Below are 18,110 nucleotides of genomic sequence, written 5' to 3'. Positions count from 1 at the left end.
TCCGGAGATGTTTTTTGGAGTCACTCCGTGAACGCATCCTACCATCTAAATCTCAGGAGACTTATGTCTATAAGTTTATTCAATAATTATCTAAACAGAATTTATTCAAAATTTTATGATATTTGTTATGAAAATTACAAAGGATTGACTAAAAATCCTAGATGGCTTTTAATGCGTAAAATTGCTCGATTTAAAACTGGGCGAGCTATGATGATATTTTTCTTAAAACGTTCAGTTAAATTATATTCATCCGTTCTCAGTGAGAGCGATTGTTATTTTCCAGATGTGAATGTAGATGACGTTGTTAACACCCTGAAAACCGAAGGGTTATATTTAGAAATTAATTTACCCCAAGATATTGTTAAAGAAATAATCGAGTTTGCTCATTCAACAGTTTGTTATGGCAATAGAAAAACAAATATGGGGTTTTTTTATGCTCAAAAGGAACAAGCACAAACTAAGTCAGGAAAGCATTTTCTCATTGGTAGTTATTTTAATACGTCTTTACTCTGCCCTGCTATAAAAAAACTTCAAAATGATCCAAAGTTATTAGCAATAGCTACTAAATATTTAGATGCTCAAGCAGTACATCAAGGAAATCTGATGTGGTGGAGTTTTTCAGGTGACATAACATATCGTCAAAAAAGTCAAGCTGCTCAATTATTTCACTACGATATAGACGATTATCGTTTTCTGAAGTTTTTCTTTTATTTGACTGATGTAGATGATCAAAGCGGCCCTCATATATGTGTTCGTGGTAGTCACAATAAGAAGAAGCTGTCACATCTTTGGCTACGTAAACGAGAGACAGATCAAGATATTAGCGATTATTATGGTTCTGAATCTTTAGTAAAGATTTGTGGCAAAGCTGGTTTTGGATTTGCGGAAGATCCACTTTGTTTTCATAAAGGAATTACTCCTACTCATAAAGACCGTTTAATATTACAAATAGAATTTGCCCGAACTGACTATGGGATGCAGCAAGATTTCCGAGCAGCTTCTCTACTGAAATATATTTAGTAACTTGTGTGGTATAATTCTCCCCTTCAGTTTCCACAATTATAACTCAATTGCTTCAGCAAAAACACTTAATTGAAAATATATTTAGTCTTTATATTTACATTAATCAAGTGTTTGCCGATTGAAAGTAACCTGGATATCAACTAGCAGGCTTTACCAATGCCCTAGATATTTCCTCAGAGCAGATACACGGATTACCAAAGAAATCAACTACTTTAAGACAAGAGTTTGTAACGACGTATTCTCAGTCAAAGGAATGACTTTTGTTTGTTGAGATTTGGTAACGTAAATCTAGATGAAATACACGTCGCAAACCCATTGCTGACAATGATATTGGCAATTTATTCTGGTAGGTGTATATCAGGTAAAATTCGCTTTTACAAAAGTTTTTTGGGGAAGCGATTGCACAATAACTGCCAAATGTAACGGATTGCAACGTATAATGAAAACGACAAAACCATTAAGAAATATTGAAGGGCATTAGGGTTAAATGCGAGTAGCGATCGCGGGTGCTGGTCTAGCAGGACTTTCCTGCGCGAAATATCTCACGGACGCAGGTCACACTCCCATTGTCTTGGAAAGCCGGGACGTACTGGGTGGTCTTGTTGCGGCGTGGAAAGACTCTGATGGCGACTGGTACGAAACCGGGTTACACGCCTTCTTTGGGGCATATCCCAATATGCTCCAATTGCTCAAGGAGTTGGGCATTGAGGACAGACTTCAGTGGAAAGAGCATACGTTGATTTTCAATCAACCGGATAAGCCTGGGACACTATCACGTTTTGATGTTCCAGATATTCCATCTCCTTTCAACGTGATTGCATCGATTCTTCGCAACAAAGATATGTTGACTTGGGAGCAGAAGATTCGGTTTGCAATTGGACTACTTCCAGCAGTGGTGCGGGGTCAGAAGTATGTTGAAGACATGGACAAGTACAGCTTCTTAGAGTGGTTGAAAAGGCAAGGTGTTGACGAGCGAGTAACTAGTGACGTTTTTATCGCCGCATGTAAAGCACTCACCTTTGTCAATCCTAATGAAGTTTCTGCAACGATCCTGTTAACTGCACTGAATCGCTTTCTGCAAGAACGATATGGCTCCAAGATTGCATTTTTGGATGGTTCTCCAACAGAACGTCTATGCAGCCCGATCGTAGATTACATCAGAGAACGTGGTGGGGAAGTACGGTTGAATGCCCCGTTGAAAGAAATTTTGCTCAACGCCGATGGCACGGTGAAAGCATACTTGATTCGAGGGTTAAATGGGGCAGAAGATGAAGTTTTCACAGCTGATGTGTATGTATCTGCTATGTCGGTTGACCCATTAAAGGTGATGTTGCCTAAGCCTTGGAAGCAAATGGAGTTTTTCAAGAAGCTAGAAGGTTTGGAAGGAGTACCAGTGATTAACCTGCATCTGTGGTTTGACCGGAAACTTACAGAAATTGATCACTTGCTATTTTCGCGATCGCCCCTCCTAAGCGTTTATGCTGATATGAGCAATACCTGCCGTGAATACGCCAACCCCAATCGCTCGATGCTGGAATTAGTTCTAGCTCCGGCAAAAGATTGGATTGCCAAATCCGATGAGGAGATTGTGGCTGCAACGATTGCCGAGTTAGAAAAACTCTTTCCCGACCACTTTGGGGGAGACAACCCAGCAACCTTGCTAAAATCTCATGTGGTGAAAACGCCGCGTTCAGTTTACAAAGCGACCCCTGGTCGTCAACAGTACCGTCCCGCACAAGTTACGCCCATTGCCAACTTCTATCTCGCCGGAAGTTATACCATGCAACGCTACTTAGGCAGTATGGAAGGTGCCGTACTTTCTGGTAAGCTGACAGCGCAGGCAATTTCTGAGGCTCTCCCGGTAGCAAATCCCTCAAACCTGCAAACGCTCACCCGACCGCCCGCAACGAATGCTGCAACTGCCTGATTCCCCCCCGCGCATGAAAACGCTGGTCTCTGTAGACGAGTCCTACAAACTTTGTCGGCATCTCACAGCAAAGTATGCCAAGACTTTTTACCTGGGTACTTTGCTTATGAGTCCGGTAAAACGTCAATCTATTTGGTCAATTTACGCTTGGTGTCGCCGTACAGATGAATTGGTGGATGGGCCCGCATCTGCTATTACCACGCCAGAAACCCTAGACCTATGGGAACAGCAGCTGGAATCGATTTTTGCGGGACGCCCATTAGAAAATTACGATGTCGCTTTAGCTGATACCCTCCAACGCTTTCCAATGGACATTCAACCCTTTCGGGATATGATTGCCGGTCAGCGGATGGACTTATATCGCAGTCGTTATGAAACCTTTGAGGACTTATACCTCTACTGTTACCGCGTTGCTGGCACTGTTGGCTTAATGTCAACAGCAGTTATGGGTGTGGATAGCACCATATATACAGCTCCGTGGCGTCAGAACAAACAACCATATATTCCCACAGAAGAAGCGATCGCTCTGGGAATTGCCAATCAACTCACCAACATCCTGCGGGATGTGGGAGAAGATGCCAGACGGGGACGAATCTACATTCCCCTTGAGGATTTGGCAAAATTCAACTACACCGAGCAAGACTTCTTCAAAGGTGTGGTAGATGAACGTTGGCGGGCATTGATGCGCTTTCAAATTGATCGGGCCCGCCAATTCTATACTACGTCAGACCAGGGAATTACTTATCTAGCACCGGATGCCCGTTGGCCCGTGTGGGCAGCATCAATGTTGTACGGTCAGATTTTGGAGGTGATTGAACGCAACAATTACGATGTATTCAGTCAGCGGGCTTACGTTCCCCAGTGGAAAAAATTACGCACTTTGCCCGTAGCTTGGATGCGATCGCAAGTCCTTTGAGCAATTAGTCATTTGTTGTTACTGATGACAAATGACTATTGACTCTTCCCAACAAGTCTGCTAACATTGATGTTCGTAAGTCAGGAGAGGTGGCTGAGTGGTCGAAAGCGGCAGATTGCTAATCTGTTGTACGGCAGGCAACTCCGTACCGAGGGTTCGAATCCCTCCCTCTCCGTTTTTCAGCCTTTGATACACGCAGTATATTCTGTGTACAAAAGTAAATATTAATGTAGGGGTAAATACTTCTACTCCCAAAGATGGATGATATGATTTATCTTTTGGAGTCTTGATAAGATCCAGCTAAGTTATAAATCTAGTTTGAATCTTACTTTTAGGCTCCTAAATATCTGAGGAGTAAAAGTGATTTATGAAAAAAATTAGCGCCGCCTTAACCTTCAGTATAGCTACCCTAGCAATTGGGTTCTTAGTTGGGGCTTGTGGTGATACTAGTACCCCCAATGGCACAGCGAACAATGGAAGTACCGCTACCCCAGCGGCAGATTCAACTACTACAAGCAGTGCTAAAGGGTTAAAAATTGGTTCCCTGCTACCGACAACAGGCGACTTGGCTTCCGTCGGACAACAGATGCTAGGTTCTGTCCCTTTACTTGTCGATACAGTCAACGCTTGCGGTGGTGTCAATGGCGAACCAGTGACCTTGGTGCAAGTAGACGACCAAACCGACCCCAAAGCTGGTGCTGCGGGTATGACCAAACTAGCAACTTTAGATAAGGTAGCAGGTGTAGTTGGTTCCTTTGCCAGTAGTGTTTCTAGTGCAGCAGTCTCCATTGCCACGCCGAATAAAGTCATGCTGGTTTCTCCTGGTAGTACCAGTCCCGTCTTTACTGAAAAGGCCCAAAAGGGTGACTTTAAAGGCTTTTGGGCGCGTACTGCTCCCCCCGATACTTACCAAGCACTGGCATTAGCCCAACTTGCCAATCAAAAAGGTTTCAAGCGAATTTCTACAGTCGTGATTAATAACGACTATGGCGTTGGCTTTGAAAAAGCATTTGTGCAAACTTTTGAAAAATTGGGTGGAACCATCGTTAATAAAGATAAGCCTGTTCGCTACGATCCAAAAGCACAGACTTTTGATACAGAAGCGGCTGCTGCATTTGCTGGTAAGCCAGATGCAGTGTTGGCCGTATTATACGCTGAAACTGGCAGTCTGTTCTTGAAAGCCGCCTATCAGCAAGGCGTGGCGAAGGGTGTGCAGATTCTGCTTACAGATGGTGTGAAATCACCTACTTTCCCAGAACAAGTTGGCAAAGGCAGTGACGGCAAGTATATCTTAACCGGAGCGATCGGTACAGTACCTGGTTCTGATGGTAAAGCATTAGAGGCTTTCAACAAGCTGTGGAAGGATAAAAAGGGTAGTGCACCAGGGGAATACGCTCCTCAAACTTGGGATGCAACTGCGTTATTGACGTTGGCAGCGCAAGCTGCTAAAGAAAATACAGGTGTTGGTATAGCCAGCAAAATCCGTGAAGTCGCTGATGGACCTGGCACACAAGTTACTGATGTCTGCGAGGGACTGAAGTTACTTAAAGATGGTAAGAAGATTAACTATCAAGGAGCTAGTGGCAACGTAGATGTTGATGCTAACGGCGATGTTGTCGGTGTATACGATGTTTGGACAGTAGGAGACGATGGCAAAATCAAAGTAATTGGCAAAGTTACCCCCAAATAGAAAGTTAGCAGTTATGAGTTATGAGTTATGAGTGAAATATTACTAACTCTTAACTTCTAACTCATAACTCCTAACTCTTAGCTCGACTTTATCCAAAATTAAGAACTTGGTTTTCTTTATCCGGCAAAAACCCTGGCTTTTCGGCAAATACTTTTTCCACGTCACAGATTATCGATGAAGTTAAAAAAGTAAAACTACTGGACCCCAGAGGTTTCAGCGATAGCAATCACGTTGCGAAAAAAATGGATAAAGTCGAGCTTAAAAGCCAGTGAAGTTGTAACCAACTCCTAACAACAAGCCTACATCAGTTTTATCGAAAAATCCGGCATTCACAGCGGCCGTTGCCGTGAATTGAGGAGTTAGAGGCACATCAATGCCACCAGTTACTAAAAAGGCAAATTGCGAATCATCACCAGTTTTGTAAGCTCCACCCACTCCGACGTAAGGTGCAATACCTAACGGTTCGCTGAAAGCATCTGCTGATTTGAAGGTAAAATCGTAAGTGATCGGAAGCAGAATAGTAGTGTTGTCCCCAAATACGGCTGAGGGTCGCACCGATATAGAATTTGTCAGCCCGATTTTGCTGACTACCGCGAAGTTACCGTCGGCCAAAGACGAGTCAGCATCACCACTCAAACCAATGTTAGCAGCGACGCCAATATAGCTGCTGCCACCACGACGGGTAGTTCTACCTAAATCAATATCCGATTGCGCCACTTTGGTAACAGGTGGTTGAGCAGTAGTTTGAGAAGTTGGTTGTACAAACTCAGAAGTGAGCGTCGCAGATGAGGTTGGCACTGTGCCTGGAATGGGTGTAGGCGTTACACTGGCGTTTTCCTGTATTGCAGCGTTGGGGGGCTGCTGTACCTTAGCTAAATTTGTGACTGTAAATGTTTCAGTTGTTTCTGTAGAGAGATTTTGGCTTGCAGTGTCTAGTTCTGTACTAAAGTCGTTGGGGGACGCCACGGTTGCGGAAGGGTCGGTTAATGGCTGACTGCTCACCTTATCAACTGTCTGGGCAATTGCAGATAAGCCGCTACTCAGGACTGTAAGAGCAGCTATACTTGGCAACCAAAAAACACCTTTACGAAGAAAAATAGTATTCACATTCACTCCTAAAACAATATTGCCACGAAAAATAAAGGGTTCTGTTGATTTAAGTCAACAAATTCGGGCAATACTCAAAATTTAACATCAAAAAATCGGTTTTTACATCCTGACTTTGCTGGATTTCTCTAGTTAATATTTCCCAGCAAAAAATTAAATACTATATCCTAAATATCCGGAATTTGACAAATGACAAAAATTATCTTGGCTTTAAGCAAACAGTCTATTTGTTGAGGAGGTGGTCAGGATTGCAAAAACTTTTACCAAAAAACTTAGTCTATATCAACACTGAGCTTTCTTAATCCAGTTTTGCGTAAAAGCGTAGCGTTTTTAATGCAAGGGAACACATTAACATTAACATTGCATCGGGATGCATTAACATTGCAAGGGGACACATTCACAATGTGGCCAACGCATTAACATTGTATTGGGATACATTGGCATTGCAAGGGGACACATTCACAATGTGGCTGACGCATTAACATTGTATTGGGATACATTGGCATTGCAAGGGGACACATTAACAATGTGGCCGACGCATTGGCATTGCATTGGGATGCATTGGCATTGCAAGGGGACGCATTCACAATGTGGCCGACGCATTGGCATTGCATCGGGATACATTGGCATTGCAACATATTACTAAATTTAGTTCGCTATAGAATTAATGAAATGCTGTACTTAGTCTTTGTGCCAACTATTCAGGACATCGGCTTGAATCTAGGATGGTGCGTTAGCCTACGGCATAACACATTGCATTAGTAGGTTTTTAGGACTTGTGTGTACACCATAGTACAAGGGAAGGGGGAGAATTCCAAGCTGCGATGACTACAGGAGAAGGGTTTCCCATAGAGTATGGTTGGTCTATTTACGCCATGCTGTACTAGGAGTTGTGTTTTGTAACAACAGGAAAAGTTGATTGTGAAGTGATATTACGAAGCTTGCAAAAATATTTAGAAATTGTCTAGAAGGTAAACATGGTTCTAACGTAGAACCTATTAGGAGAGACTTGAGGCAAATGTGATGAGCGGAAATAATACTCAAAAGTATCGGTTTGTCTGTACCCTGACTTTCGGTGATATCTACGGTCAAATAATTGTTTGGTTGATTACAATTACCTTAAGTTTGGCATCAGCCTTGGCGCTGATGGGTGCCAAGCGACCCGTGTACGCTTTAGCAACAGCGGGTCTTGTCGTTCTGCTTTCGCTACCTTTCTTGTTGTTTGCGTTTGTCACTACCTTGTTAAATCATATTGAAGTCACTCCTGTAGGGCCGGGAACCAAAATGGAACCCATACCAGGTAATGTGTCTCAGCAACAACCTGTACAAGCAACTAGCTAAAGACAGACGCGATTAATCGCGTCTGTACAGGAGTTAGGAGTAGAGACGCGATTAATCGCGTCTCTACTCCATCTGTCCCATAACCCTTCATTTTTAACTTTTGACTCTTAATTTCAAAATTTGTAATAACATCCCTGTCTATAGGCAGGGAATTTTTTTGGAGAAACGCCACTGTTGCAACGCACGGGAGCCTCCCAAATATGCAAGTTTACTTTCCTTCATAAATATTTTGACTTAGACAGGAGAATGAAATAATCAACTGCGCTGGCTTTTCAACGCACTGGCTCCCCGTGAGCGAGTGCCGTCACAAAGAACACAAAGGAAAGAGTTTATAAAGGGTTTTTGTACCAATCCTGTGTATTTTGGCAAAATTGGGATGCTCCCCAATGCACTGCCTGATTAATCACGTCTCTACAATAGAACAGCAGTGGTTTGCAGTCGGGGGCTAATTATGCTGGAACATGATGTGATTATTGTCGGGGGTGGATTGGCGGGATGTCGCGCTGCTGTGGAAATTGCCCGCACTGACCCTAGTTTAAATATTGCTGTGGTTGCTAAAACCCACCCAATTCGTTCCCACTCGGTCGCGGCTCAAGGTGGTATGGCTGCATCACTGAAAAATGTTGATTCAGAAGATAGTTGGGAGGCACATGCCTTTGATACTGTCAAGGGTTCTGATTACTTGGCAGACCAAGACGCTGTGGCAATTCTCGCCCAGGAAGCGCCAGATGTGGTGATTGACTTGGAACACATGGGCGTTTTGTTCTCTCGCTTACCTGATGGGCGCATTGCCCAACGGGCTTTTGGCGGACATTCCCACAACCGCACTTGCTACGCTGCGGACAAGACCGGTCATGCGATTTTACACGAATTGGTTAATAACCTGCGGCGTTATGGCGTACAAGTTTATGAAGAATGGTACGTGATGCGTCTGATTTTGTCAGAAAATCAGGCCAAGGGTGTGGTAATGTTCAATCTTTTGGATGGACATATCGAGGTGGTGCGGGCTAAGGCGGTGATGTTTGCCACCGGAGGCTATGGTCGCGTTTATAATACTACATCTAATGATTACGCTTCTTCGGGTGATGGTTTGGCAATGACTGCGATCGCAGGTTTGCCTCTTGAAGATATGGAATTTGTCCAATTTCATCCCACTGGTTTGTATCCGGTAGGGGTGCTGATTTCGGAAGCGGTACGGGGAGAAGGGGCGTATCTGATTAATAGTGAAGGCGATCGCTTTATGGCGAACTACGCACCCAGTCGCATGGAATTGGCTCCTCGTGATATTACCTCAAGAGCGATCGCTTATGAAATTCGCGCTGGTCGTGGTATTCATCTCAATGGTAGCGCTGGTGGCCCCTTTGTCTATCTGGATCTACGGCACATGGGCAAAGAAAAAATTATGAGTCGCGTCCCCTTCTGTTGGGAAGAAGCACACCGTTTGGTAGGTGTTGACGCGGTAACTCAACCGATGCCAGTCCGCCCGACAATTCACTATTGTATGGGTGGTATCCCAGTTAATACTGATGGGCAAGTCCGCAGCAGTGGTGATGGTCTAGTTGATGCTTTCTTTGCAGCTGGCGAAACATCTTGTGTTTCCGTACATGGTGCTAATCGCTTGGGGAGTAATTCTCTGCTGGAATGTGTCGTTTATGGCAAGAGAACTGGGGCTGCGATCGCCCAATTTGTGCAAAAACGGAAGTTGCCTTCTGTAGATGAGCAACGCTATGTAACGGAAGCCCAGCAACAAATTCAAGCTTTGCTAGAACAACCAGGGCAGTACCGCATTAACCATGTCCGTCAAGCCTTCCAGGATTGTATGACTCAGTACTGCGGCGTTTTCCGCACTGAGGCATTAATGAGTCAAGGGTTACACAAATTAGAAGAAATACAACAGCAATTTCCGCAAATTCATTTAGATGATAAAGGCAGTTGCTGGAATACGGAACTTGTGGAAGCTTTGGAATTGCGTAGTTTGATGGTAGTGGGACAGACGATTTTGGCATCAGCCCTGAATCGCCAAGAAAGTCGTGGCGCTCATTTCCGCGAAGATTATTCCCAGCGAGATGATGCTAATTTCCTCAAACACACAATGGCTTACTATTCACCAGCAGGAATTGATATACAGTATCGGCCGGTGGCGATTACCATGTTTGAGCCAAAAGAGCGGAAGTATTAGCCAAAGATAAATTTATGTGAGAAATCGAGGGGACTACAAAAATTTTGTCCACCTCGATTAAAAATATGAAATGATTAAGTTATCAATCAGAACCTAATTGTTTCTGAATCACAGCTATTATCTTTTCTTCCCAAGCCGGATCATTTAATTGTATTGCAGCATCACGATGACGAGATTTTCGTCTATCCATGTAAGCATAAAAGGCTTCCTTATCATCCTTGTGGGTAAGAAGGTAACTCTTTAGCTCTTGGTTGCTCATTGCTGTATAGTTTACCTGATTCATAGTTCTATACTACATTCATGGTTCTATACTACCATCTGGCTTAATTTCTAGCTCTATTCCTTCATCTTGCCCAGCTAATATAAATATATTGAGCGATCGTTCATCTAATCGCACGATGTGAATTGGCTGAAACATCACATTTGTAAGTTGATGGCAAAGTCTATATAAGGATTGTAGCTGTTCTAATCTTGGTTGTAGCTCGTCATCTGCTAGTTTTTTTATCATAAATATTTATATATACGTAACAAATAGAATATAGATATATCTAGTAATTTTTTCACAGTTGTGACTCTCACATGCTACTTAAACTTCCAAATTAGCTGACCTTTCTCACCGGGATGTGCTGCTCCCTCTTTGTCACGCCACTCGAAGTGTATTTCAATTGGCATTTTCAAATTCTTCATTAAGTGCAAAGTGTTACGCCAAGCAAGATTTGAATCTACACCTTGTATTGAAATGTTTACCTCTGGCAGGTAATGAAAACCAGAGTTAATTTTTTCACCCTTAACAACATGAGCAAGGGTTAGCTTCATGAGTTCGTCTACACAAACTCCCTGTCTAATAGCAAGTTCGTGTGCTGCATCGACGATTTTGTTCCAGTTCGGTTGATGAATTTCCTCACCACCCATAATGGCTCGAAGCACTCTGGTATGCTGCAAATTGCTTACCCCAGGTTCAATAACTCTATCGTTTTCAGTTTCAGAAATTTGCTGAGACTGGTGATGTGCTTCATATTCATTCAGTAACTTCTCAATAACAGTGATAGGTGTATCCTCAAAAGGTACGGCGATCGCTTGGAGCCTCTTGTAAATAGGATCGGGTATTCTGATAACTGGCATCGTATATATTATGTTATATTTACATTAAAATTGTAACGTATACACATTAGAATGGCAGCAGCCACATCATGCCAACACAGAAGCAATCGGATACAGCGATATTCCTTTGTCAGTTACTTTCTAATCTGTATCAGTCCATTCAGGTTTTCCGATACGACCAAAAGTTGAAAACGCTTTATATTCAAGCTGGTTTGAACGATGAGATTGCAGTCATAATTGATAAATATGGGAATTGGAAATTTGTTGTATGATGCAGAACCTAAACCAGATGACCAATACTGAACTGAAACGATATCTTTCAGAACATAGAAATGAGGAAGAAGCGTTTCGGGCTGCATTGCAAGTATTGATGAGTCGTTGTGACTCCGCTACACAACACCCTTATCCTTTTGATCTTGACAATCCTGAGAGCGAAGTAGAAGCTCTTTTTTTAGAGAAACTCAATCGAACTGAGTGAGAAGCGATCACCTATAATTCAAATTGGGGCTTAGATGAATAAGCTAGGTGAAACCTTGAAAACCGTAGTTTTTTGGAATTAAGGTAAAGCTCAGAACGCAAGCCACGACAGAATAATATGCTCTCACTCAAAAACTCCTCCTTTTCAAAATGGATGGGGTTTAAACAGTCGTGTAGGATTGGCGACAACTATTTCCAGAAGAAATTATGCAAGAGTCTGTGATTTATCAAGATATCCTTCAGAGAGGAAGACAGGAAGCGCTAGCACTGATAAAATGCGAACAATTGCCGAAATTAATGAGAAAATCAGCCGCCAACGTGCGGTAGTGTTGACAACTGAAGAATTAAAAGCACGAGTTGTAGAAATCGGTGTTACTAAAGCTGCTAAAGAAGTTGATGTAATTACCACTGGCACGTTTGAGCCGATGGAATCAAGTGGTGCAATCATCAATCTTGGACACACTGACCCCCCGATAAAAATTCGCCGTTGCTGGTTAGATAGCGTGCCAGCATACTCTGGTTTTGGGGCAGTAGATTTATATTTGGGTGCGAGTTGTGCTGTGGAAACGATGGACGGGGAAGAAGTCCGAGAACGCGGTGGCGGTCATGTAATCGAAGATTTGATCGCTGGTAAACCTATACACGTCAAAGCACAGGGACAAGTAACAGATTGTTACCCTAGAGCAACTTTTGAAACTACAGTTACTAGAGACACGATTAATCAGTTTTATTTATTCAATCCGCGCAATCTTTATCAAAATTTTATTGTTGGGGTAAATGGTGGCGATCGCCCTCTCTTCACCTATCTCGGCCCTTTACAACCGCGTCTGGGGAATGCCGTTTATTCCAACCCCGGTGCTATTTCCCCCTTATTCAACGACCCCGATTTGCAACTCGTTGGTATAGGTACAAGAATTTTTTTAGGCGGCGGTGTTGGCTATGTCGCTTGGGAAGGCACTCAGCACTTCCCTTTACAAAAGCGTTTAGCTAATCGGACACCGATTGGACCTTCCGCCACTTTAGCTTTAATTGGTGATGCCAAGCAAATGGATGCTCATTGGGTGCGAGGTTGTTATTTCAAAAGTTATGGCCCTTCTTTAATGTTAGGCGTTGGTGTACCACTGCCTGTATTAAATGAACAAGTAGTTGAACACTGTGCCGTGCAAAATAAAGACTTAGTAGCCCCAATAGTAGACTTTTCGATTCCCCGGCGCGTCCGTCCTACCTTTGGTTTGGTGAGTTACGCTCAACTCAAGTCGGGGAGTATCACTATTGAGGGCAAAGCAGTACGCGTTGCCCCTTTAGCGAGTTTGTTTTTTTCTAGGCAAGTCGCCCTAGAGCTGAAAAAGTGGATCGAAGCAGGTACGTTTACTCTTACAGAACCAGTTTCCCCAATTCCGATGGAGCGATCTTTTCTACCCCAAGACCGTCGAACGGATTTTTGATATTGGGGACTGGGGAGTAAAAATTTTAGATTTTAGATTTTAGATTTTGGATTTTAGATTAAAGAATTGAAATTTAAGCTAAAATCATCAATCCAAAATCTAAAATTGAATTGCCCCATGCCCAAAGCCCTACTCTTGATTTGGTTTTGGTCGCTTGATGGGCTTAGGAGCGGGCGTTTTTGGTATAGGTTTTGACACTACAGAGGGGTCGCCGCCTGCGCCTGTTTTCTTGATGGGACGAGGGGTTTCGCCACTGCGTTTGGGGAGGAATGGTTTTCTACCACCAGCAGCACCACCACCAGCACGAGGACCACCTTTGAATGGTGGTTTGCGTTTTTTGGGCAAGTCAGCGATCGCCTCAGCTTTTTCTACGATCAAAACGTCAGCTTCCCGCTTGGCTTGGAAGTCCCAGAACTTTCCTACTGCTTTGGTGGTCAGCACACCCCTCAATTTCAACTTAAAATATTTGGGTTTGTCAGTTGGTTTGCGTGCAGCCTGCCTAATTTTGACTACTAAGCTCTTAGCGTCAAAAGACTGGTATACTACCTCACCACGAACAGAAAAACCACCATCTGCAACTTCTGATGAGGGTATTAGGGCAGTTGTACTTAATTCAGAGTTTTCGGATAAGCCATGATCAGGTGTCTGTAACTCTTGCAACTCTAGGTCTGACTCGTCCTCATCTGTTGAGTTTTTAGCCAGATTTTCTGGCTCCCAAACTCCAACGATTTGGATGTGCAAGGTATCATTTTCTTGCCTTGTACGTGGATATACTACCCACAAATGTTCTTTTTCTAAGTCTAGGTGATTTTTGACTAAGCTCATAATCCGGCCTAGGAGGACGGCATTGAGTTCTACACCATCTTTGGTCAGCAGCGTACCTTGTGTAAATTGTTCGCTGCTAGCATGATAGCGACCCCGGACTAACCCGATCGCTCGATACTGCATCGGTTCGCTGGGAGGCGGAATCGGTTGCTGTCGATTGGCAAACCCATCATTTGAGTCAGTATCGCCGGGTTTGACAGGCGAATTTTCCGATTTAGAGGAGTGGGCTGCTATGTGAACATTAGCGGCTGCCTCTACATTAGTTGGGCCCTGGTTAGAGGCAGAAGAATTGGAGGATTCAGGCAACGGCATCAGGTCGGAATTCATAAAAACTCCTTGCGGCACAGACACATCCCATTGTGGGATTTTACAAACGCAGATGGAAAGAGCATTTGTGCGACTAATGAAAATATATTTGCTTTTCACAAAGTCACACTAGGGTACTCTATACAATACTAAAGGCGCTAAATTTAGTGTATAAACACTAAATGTGTAATTTAGCGCCTTTACACTAGTTTCGGAAGCATATCATAGCTACAATTCTGACGGCTCCTCCTAAAGTCATCACTTACTTTAGCAGTGTAGATAGTTAATTGTTATAAAATTCACAGGCAATTGGCGGTATTCCGCAAAGTTTTGGAAATTTTTAACTTTACGATTTGTGTAAATGATAATGTCATTAAAATTTAGGAGAAAGACAAAATTGTGTCTCAACCGCGCAATCGTTGGATAGTTCAAGTCGTCTTGGCGCTGGCAATTCTTGCTTTTGTGGGTGTTTCGGTGATTCCCATAATTGGAGCATTTAATAATACGCCACCCTCAAACCAGAATGCAGCTAGCAGCAGAGGCACTTTGACCTCCGCTGACCAAAAATCAAAACTGGAAGACGAAGTACGGGGTTATGAACAAGTTTTGCAAAGGGAACCAGAAAATCAGACTGCGCTTAAGGGCTTATTGCAGGCGCGGCTACAACTACTGAGTCAAAAAGAAAAAAGTGAGGTTAAACCAGCTGATATTCAAGTCGTCATTGAACCCCTAGAAAAGCTAGCCAAGCTGAATCCCGAACAGTCAGAATATTCAGTGCTACTGGCTCAAGCCAAACAGCAAATTGGCGATCGCGAAGGAGCCGCTCAAGCTTATCGCTCGGTTTTGTCCACGAAACCAGGCGATTTGAAGGCTTTGCAAGGAATGGTGGCTCTGTTGATCAGTCAGCAACGCCCAGAAGCGGCCATTGGTTTGCTGCAAGAAACCCTCTCTAACGCAGCCCAAGCAAATACAATTCAGTCTGGAAGTGTAGATACAGTAGCCGTACAAGTACTGTTAGGTTCTGTTCACGCTTCCCAGAAACGCTACGCTCAAGCTAGCTCTGTATATGACCAAGCAATTAAGAAAGATCCCAAGGATTTTCGCCCTGTTGTGGCAAAAGCGATGCTCCTAAAACAACAGGGCAAAGACGCAGATGCAAAACTTTTGTTTAATAGTGCCGCAGCTTTAGCACCTGCTCAGTACAAAGATGAAATTAAAAACGCAGCAACGGCTTCCCCTATCCCAAATCCTGCTGCATCTCCCGCACCATCATTGGAGAGTACTCCCAAGTAATGGGCTTTGGGCAATTCAATTTTGGATTTTGGATAATGGAATTGATGATTTTAGATTAAATTTCAATTCTTTAATCTAAAATCTAAAATCTAAAATCTAAAATTCTTACTCCCCAGTCTCCTCGTCCCCCTCATCCCCTCACGCTCCTTCAATGGCAGCAACAATACCAAAGACCAAAAACAGGCATCCGCCAATCAGGGTAAGTTGACGCTCAGAAATGCGTCCGGCAATCATTTTTCCGCCGATAACTGCGATCGCAGCACAAATGGCATGTCCGAAAATTGCACCTATTGTCACTCCAATTGGATTATTTCCGGCTGCTAGGGCAATGGTGGCAATTTGGGTGCGATCGCCCCACTCTGCCATAAATGTCAATACAAAGGCTTCTATTACAATTCCCAAGGAAGTCTTTTGCTTTGGCAGCTGCAAATCTGCTTTTTTCACCGCAGCTTCAGCCTCTCCTACAACTTCTGTATCACAAGCCGCTGCGGACATCTTACTAGCGTCATATAACAGCTTGATACCAAAGGCAATAAACAAAGCTATTTCGGCGTAATGAATATAAACTTTTGGTAACAAAGATACCACTTGTCCAAATAGCACCGAAAGGATTGTCATTGCGGCTAAAGCGGCTGTCACACCTGTAAATACTAATCGCCGTGAGTGGTGCATTGCCAAAATCACAGCAATAAAAAATGTTTTATCGCCTAATTCTGAAACTGTAATTAGTAATAAAGCTGCGGTAAAAGCTGTTAACACTCTCTCAAGCTCCTGAAGAATCGTTTACCGATGTGAAGCTTGATGAGAACCAAAAGACCTCACCAAGTTTACACTTTTCGGTGTGAACTTAGTGAAGGTCTCGCTTTCAAATATTTATTACTTGCCACCTGAACCAGGCTCATCGCCAGTATGTTGATTCAGATGTACTGGCTTTTAAGTTTTTTTGCCAGCAGCTACTCCCCTTCTATGCGATCATAATTGTACATCTGTTACAGGTAGAAGTCAAGATTAGGGAATGGAGAGTGAAGCGGCACATACAGCCCGATTCAGTGCTTACTGAGGTAAAAACTCATCATCTATTTATTCCTGTTAGCACTAATACCAGCTTTTTTCAAAACTGTATTGACTGTATATCGTAATTTAAATAAAACTATCAATAAAGTCAGAGGTGACCTAGAATCACCTCAACCATTGGTTACCTACACGCATAGTAATGCCAAAATCCTATGCCATCATGCAAGTCCAACCAACTTGGCGCTTAGTTGCCACATGCGATCGCCTTTTTCATCATCACGCGCTTGAGAAGAAACCTTTTGAACAAAGGACTTGCCATCTTCCTTCTGGCGATTTCCCCAACTCCAATAAGCACCAGATTGATTGTACTCAGGATCAGCAACCACCGCCGCAACCCGTTCTCCCGCCAACTCCTGAGACACATATCCCCCAGTGATGTACTTCTGGAATAATGGGAAGATTTTCTGAAACAGGGGATAGTGGTTTCGGAATAGCGGCGTTTCTGCAACACATCCCGGATAGAGAGAATTGAAGACGATACCAGTTGACTCGTGATAGCGCTGATGTAGTTCCCGCATAGTCAGCACATTGCAAACCTTGCTGTCCTTGTAAGCTTTGACTGGTTCAAATTTCTTGCCGTCAATCATCGAGATTGGCTCTTTAAATCCTTCTGCAAAGCCTTGCAAATCGCCCAAGTCTGGACGCGGCGGAATTTTACCACCCAGTTCGTCAGGATTGTGGGTGACAGTTCCTAAAATTACCAGCCTTGGCTCTGAAGATGATGACTTCTTCAGATCCTCTAGCATTAGGTTGCACAAAAGGAAATGTCCGAGGTGATTTGTCGCAACGCTTAACTCGTATCCTTCTGGACTGCGTAACGGCTCCTTTATTAAAGGCATATAAATTGCAGCGTTGCATACCAAAGCATCTAGGGACTTTCCACTAGATCGGAAGTTCTTCACAAACTGTCGAACGCTTTCCAAGGAGCCAAGGTCGATATGTATGCTGGTATAACTGTTGTAAGGGATTTCCACAGCTTGGGCAGCTTTTTGTGCCTTCGCTAAATCCCGACAGGCCAGTACCACATACCATCCCCTTTCAGCAAGAGCTTTTGCAGCATACAAACCGACCCCCGAAGAGGCACCTGTGATTACAACCGTTGATTTCCTATCCTGTACCATTCTATTCAGACTCTGTTAATCACCTTTTACTATCTTCAGGATTTTACATCACTGAGTTAACACCTCTGATTGTTCGAGGTGTTATGCTTGGCGATCGCTTCTCACTAAATAACAGGTTATTTCAAAGCTGTATATATTTCCAAAATCAAGACCCTATTGTCGGTTTGATGTTCTGACTGACTATAGCGTTAAGGGTGTTCATACTTGTAGAGCGAAATTTCGCGTCTAAAATTTTCACTGATAATTCTTAACTGACGACAGTTGAAAGATGAATAGGACTTACGC

General features: G+C 43.4%; 17 protein-coding genes and 1 tRNA gene. 11 read left to right on the top strand and 7 right to left on the bottom strand.

The genetic code is table 11. The features are described 5' to 3' along the window. Nucleotides 1–63: 63 nt before the first annotated feature. The 5 genes from V7K46_RS00705 to V7K46_RS00685 all read left to right on the top strand — a co-directional run bounded on the left by V7K46_RS00705 (nucleotide 64) and on the right by V7K46_RS00685 (nucleotide 5,556). Nucleotides 64–1,020 carry a phytanoyl-CoA dioxygenase family protein gene (locus V7K46_RS00705; protein WP_335110113.1) on the top strand — a complete coding sequence of 319 codons (957 nt, stop codon included), beginning with the start codon at nucleotides 64–66 and terminating at the stop codon, nucleotides 1,018–1,020. Nucleotides 1,021–1,510: 490 nt separating this feature from the next. Then, nucleotides 1,511–2,950, top strand: coding sequence for a 15-cis-phytoene desaturase (pds, locus tag V7K46_RS00700; RefSeq protein WP_335110111.1), 1,440 nt, complete (start codon nucleotides 1,511–1,513; stop codon nucleotides 2,948–2,950). Next, nucleotides 2,934–3,866 (top strand): 15-cis-phytoene synthase CrtB, encoded by a 933-nt coding sequence (gene crtB / locus V7K46_RS00695; RefSeq protein ID WP_335110109.1) that lies wholly within the window; start codon nucleotides 2,934–2,936, stop codon nucleotides 3,864–3,866. The genes pds and crtB overlap by 17 nt, the downstream gene beginning before the upstream one ends. An 83-nt stretch (nucleotides 3,867–3,949) precedes the next feature. Beyond that, nucleotides 3,950–4,041, top strand: a tRNA-Ser gene (locus tag V7K46_RS00690). 192 nt (nucleotides 4,042–4,233) lie between these two features. Then, nucleotides 4,234–5,556, top strand: coding sequence for an ABC transporter substrate-binding protein (locus V7K46_RS00685; protein WP_273765959.1), 1,323 nt, complete (start codon nucleotides 4,234–4,236; stop codon nucleotides 5,554–5,556). A gap of 258 nt (nucleotides 5,557–5,814) precedes the next feature. Here V7K46_RS00685 and V7K46_RS00680 read toward each other — a convergent pair whose 3' ends face one another. Then, nucleotides 5,815–6,663 carry a hypothetical protein gene (locus tag V7K46_RS00680; protein ID WP_335110106.1) on the bottom strand — a complete coding sequence of 283 codons (849 nt, stop codon included), beginning with the start codon at nucleotides 6,661–6,663 and terminating at the stop codon, nucleotides 5,815–5,817. Between the two features lie 1,023 nt (nucleotides 6,664–7,686). Between V7K46_RS00680 and V7K46_RS00675 the strand changes: the two genes are divergently transcribed. Both V7K46_RS00675 and V7K46_RS00670 read left to right on the top strand, forming a co-directional pair. Beyond that, a complete protein-coding gene (locus V7K46_RS00675) occupies nucleotides 7,687–8,004 on the top strand; it encodes a hypothetical protein (RefSeq protein WP_273765957.1) in 318 nt (105 codons plus the stop codon). A 451-nt stretch (nucleotides 8,005–8,455) separates the two neighbouring features. Then, entirely contained in the window at nucleotides 8,456–10,183 is a 1,728-nt protein-coding gene (locus V7K46_RS00670; RefSeq protein WP_335110104.1) for a succinate dehydrogenase/fumarate reductase flavoprotein subunit, read from the top strand. An 82-nt stretch (nucleotides 10,184–10,265) separates the two neighbouring features. Here the strand turns inward: V7K46_RS00670 and V7K46_RS00665 are convergent, their stop codons facing one another. The 3 genes from V7K46_RS00665 to V7K46_RS00655 all read right to left on the bottom strand — a co-directional run bounded on the left by V7K46_RS00665 (nucleotide 10,266) and on the right by V7K46_RS00655 (nucleotide 11,305). Further along, nucleotides 10,266–10,466 (bottom strand): DUF6887 family protein, encoded by a 201-nt coding sequence (locus V7K46_RS00665; RefSeq protein ID WP_335110102.1) that lies wholly within the window; start codon nucleotides 10,464–10,466, stop codon nucleotides 10,266–10,268. A 15-nt stretch (nucleotides 10,467–10,481) separates the two neighbouring features. Then, complete coding sequence (locus V7K46_RS00660; protein WP_335110100.1) at nucleotides 10,482–10,691, bottom strand: DUF6888 family protein; 210 nt, start codon at nucleotides 10,689–10,691, stop codon at nucleotides 10,482–10,484. 74 nt (nucleotides 10,692–10,765) lie between these two features. Next, nucleotides 10,766–11,305: a T4SS efffector SepA family protein gene (locus V7K46_RS00655; protein WP_335110098.1), complete on the bottom strand. Its 540-nt coding sequence runs from the start codon at nucleotides 11,303–11,305 to the stop codon at nucleotides 10,766–10,768. A gap of 68 nt (nucleotides 11,306–11,373) precedes the next feature. Between V7K46_RS00655 and V7K46_RS31900 the strand changes: the two genes are divergently transcribed. The 3 genes from V7K46_RS31900 to V7K46_RS00645 all read left to right on the top strand — a co-directional run bounded on the left by V7K46_RS31900 (nucleotide 11,374) and on the right by V7K46_RS00645 (nucleotide 13,206). Beyond that, complete coding sequence (locus V7K46_RS31900; RefSeq protein WP_442939786.1) at nucleotides 11,374–11,556, top strand: DUF6888 family protein; 183 nt, start codon at nucleotides 11,374–11,376, stop codon at nucleotides 11,554–11,556. After that, entirely contained in the window at nucleotides 11,553–11,762 is a 210-nt protein-coding gene (locus tag V7K46_RS00650) for a DUF6887 family protein (RefSeq protein ID WP_335110096.1), read from the top strand. Before V7K46_RS31900 ends, V7K46_RS00650 begins: the two co-directional genes overlap by 4 nt. A gap of 274 nt (nucleotides 11,763–12,036) precedes the next feature. Further along, the gene (locus tag V7K46_RS00645; RefSeq protein ID WP_335110094.1) at nucleotides 12,037–13,206 is read left to right on the top strand and encodes a homocysteine biosynthesis protein; all 1,170 of its coding nucleotides are present in this window, start codon (nucleotides 12,037–12,039) and stop codon (nucleotides 13,204–13,206) included. Nucleotides 13,207–13,335: 129 nt separating this feature from the next. Here the strand turns inward: V7K46_RS00645 and V7K46_RS00640 are convergent, their stop codons facing one another. Beyond that, entirely contained in the window at nucleotides 13,336–14,358 is a 1,023-nt protein-coding gene (locus V7K46_RS00640; RefSeq protein ID WP_335110092.1) for a hypothetical protein, read from the bottom strand. A gap of 378 nt (nucleotides 14,359–14,736) precedes the next feature. Between V7K46_RS00640 and V7K46_RS00635 the strand changes: the two genes are divergently transcribed. Continuing rightward, on the top strand, nucleotides 14,737–15,630 hold the full coding sequence (locus V7K46_RS00635; RefSeq protein WP_335110090.1) for a tetratricopeptide repeat protein: 894 nt from the start codon (nucleotides 14,737–14,739) through the stop codon (nucleotides 15,628–15,630). Nucleotides 15,631–15,768: 138 nt separating this feature from the next. Here the strand turns inward: V7K46_RS00635 and V7K46_RS00630 are convergent, their stop codons facing one another. After that, on the bottom strand, nucleotides 15,769–16,389 hold the full coding sequence (locus V7K46_RS00630) for a TMEM165/GDT1 family protein (protein ID WP_335110087.1): 621 nt from the start codon (nucleotides 16,387–16,389) through the stop codon (nucleotides 15,769–15,771). Between the two features lie 473 nt (nucleotides 16,390–16,862). Then, a complete protein-coding gene (locus V7K46_RS00625; RefSeq protein ID WP_335110085.1) occupies nucleotides 16,863–17,825 on the bottom strand; it encodes a protochlorophyllide reductase in 963 nt (320 codons plus the stop codon). Between the last annotated feature and the right edge of the window lie 285 nt (nucleotides 17,826–18,110).

Source organism: Nostoc sp., assembly GCF_036917395.1.
In the GTDB taxonomy this organism is placed as follows: domain Bacteria; phylum Cyanobacteriota; class Cyanobacteriia; order Cyanobacteriales; family Nostocaceae; genus Nostoc.
The sequence above is the reverse complement of the archived record's forward strand: the minus strand, read 5'-3'. Positions and strand labels throughout refer to the sequence as shown.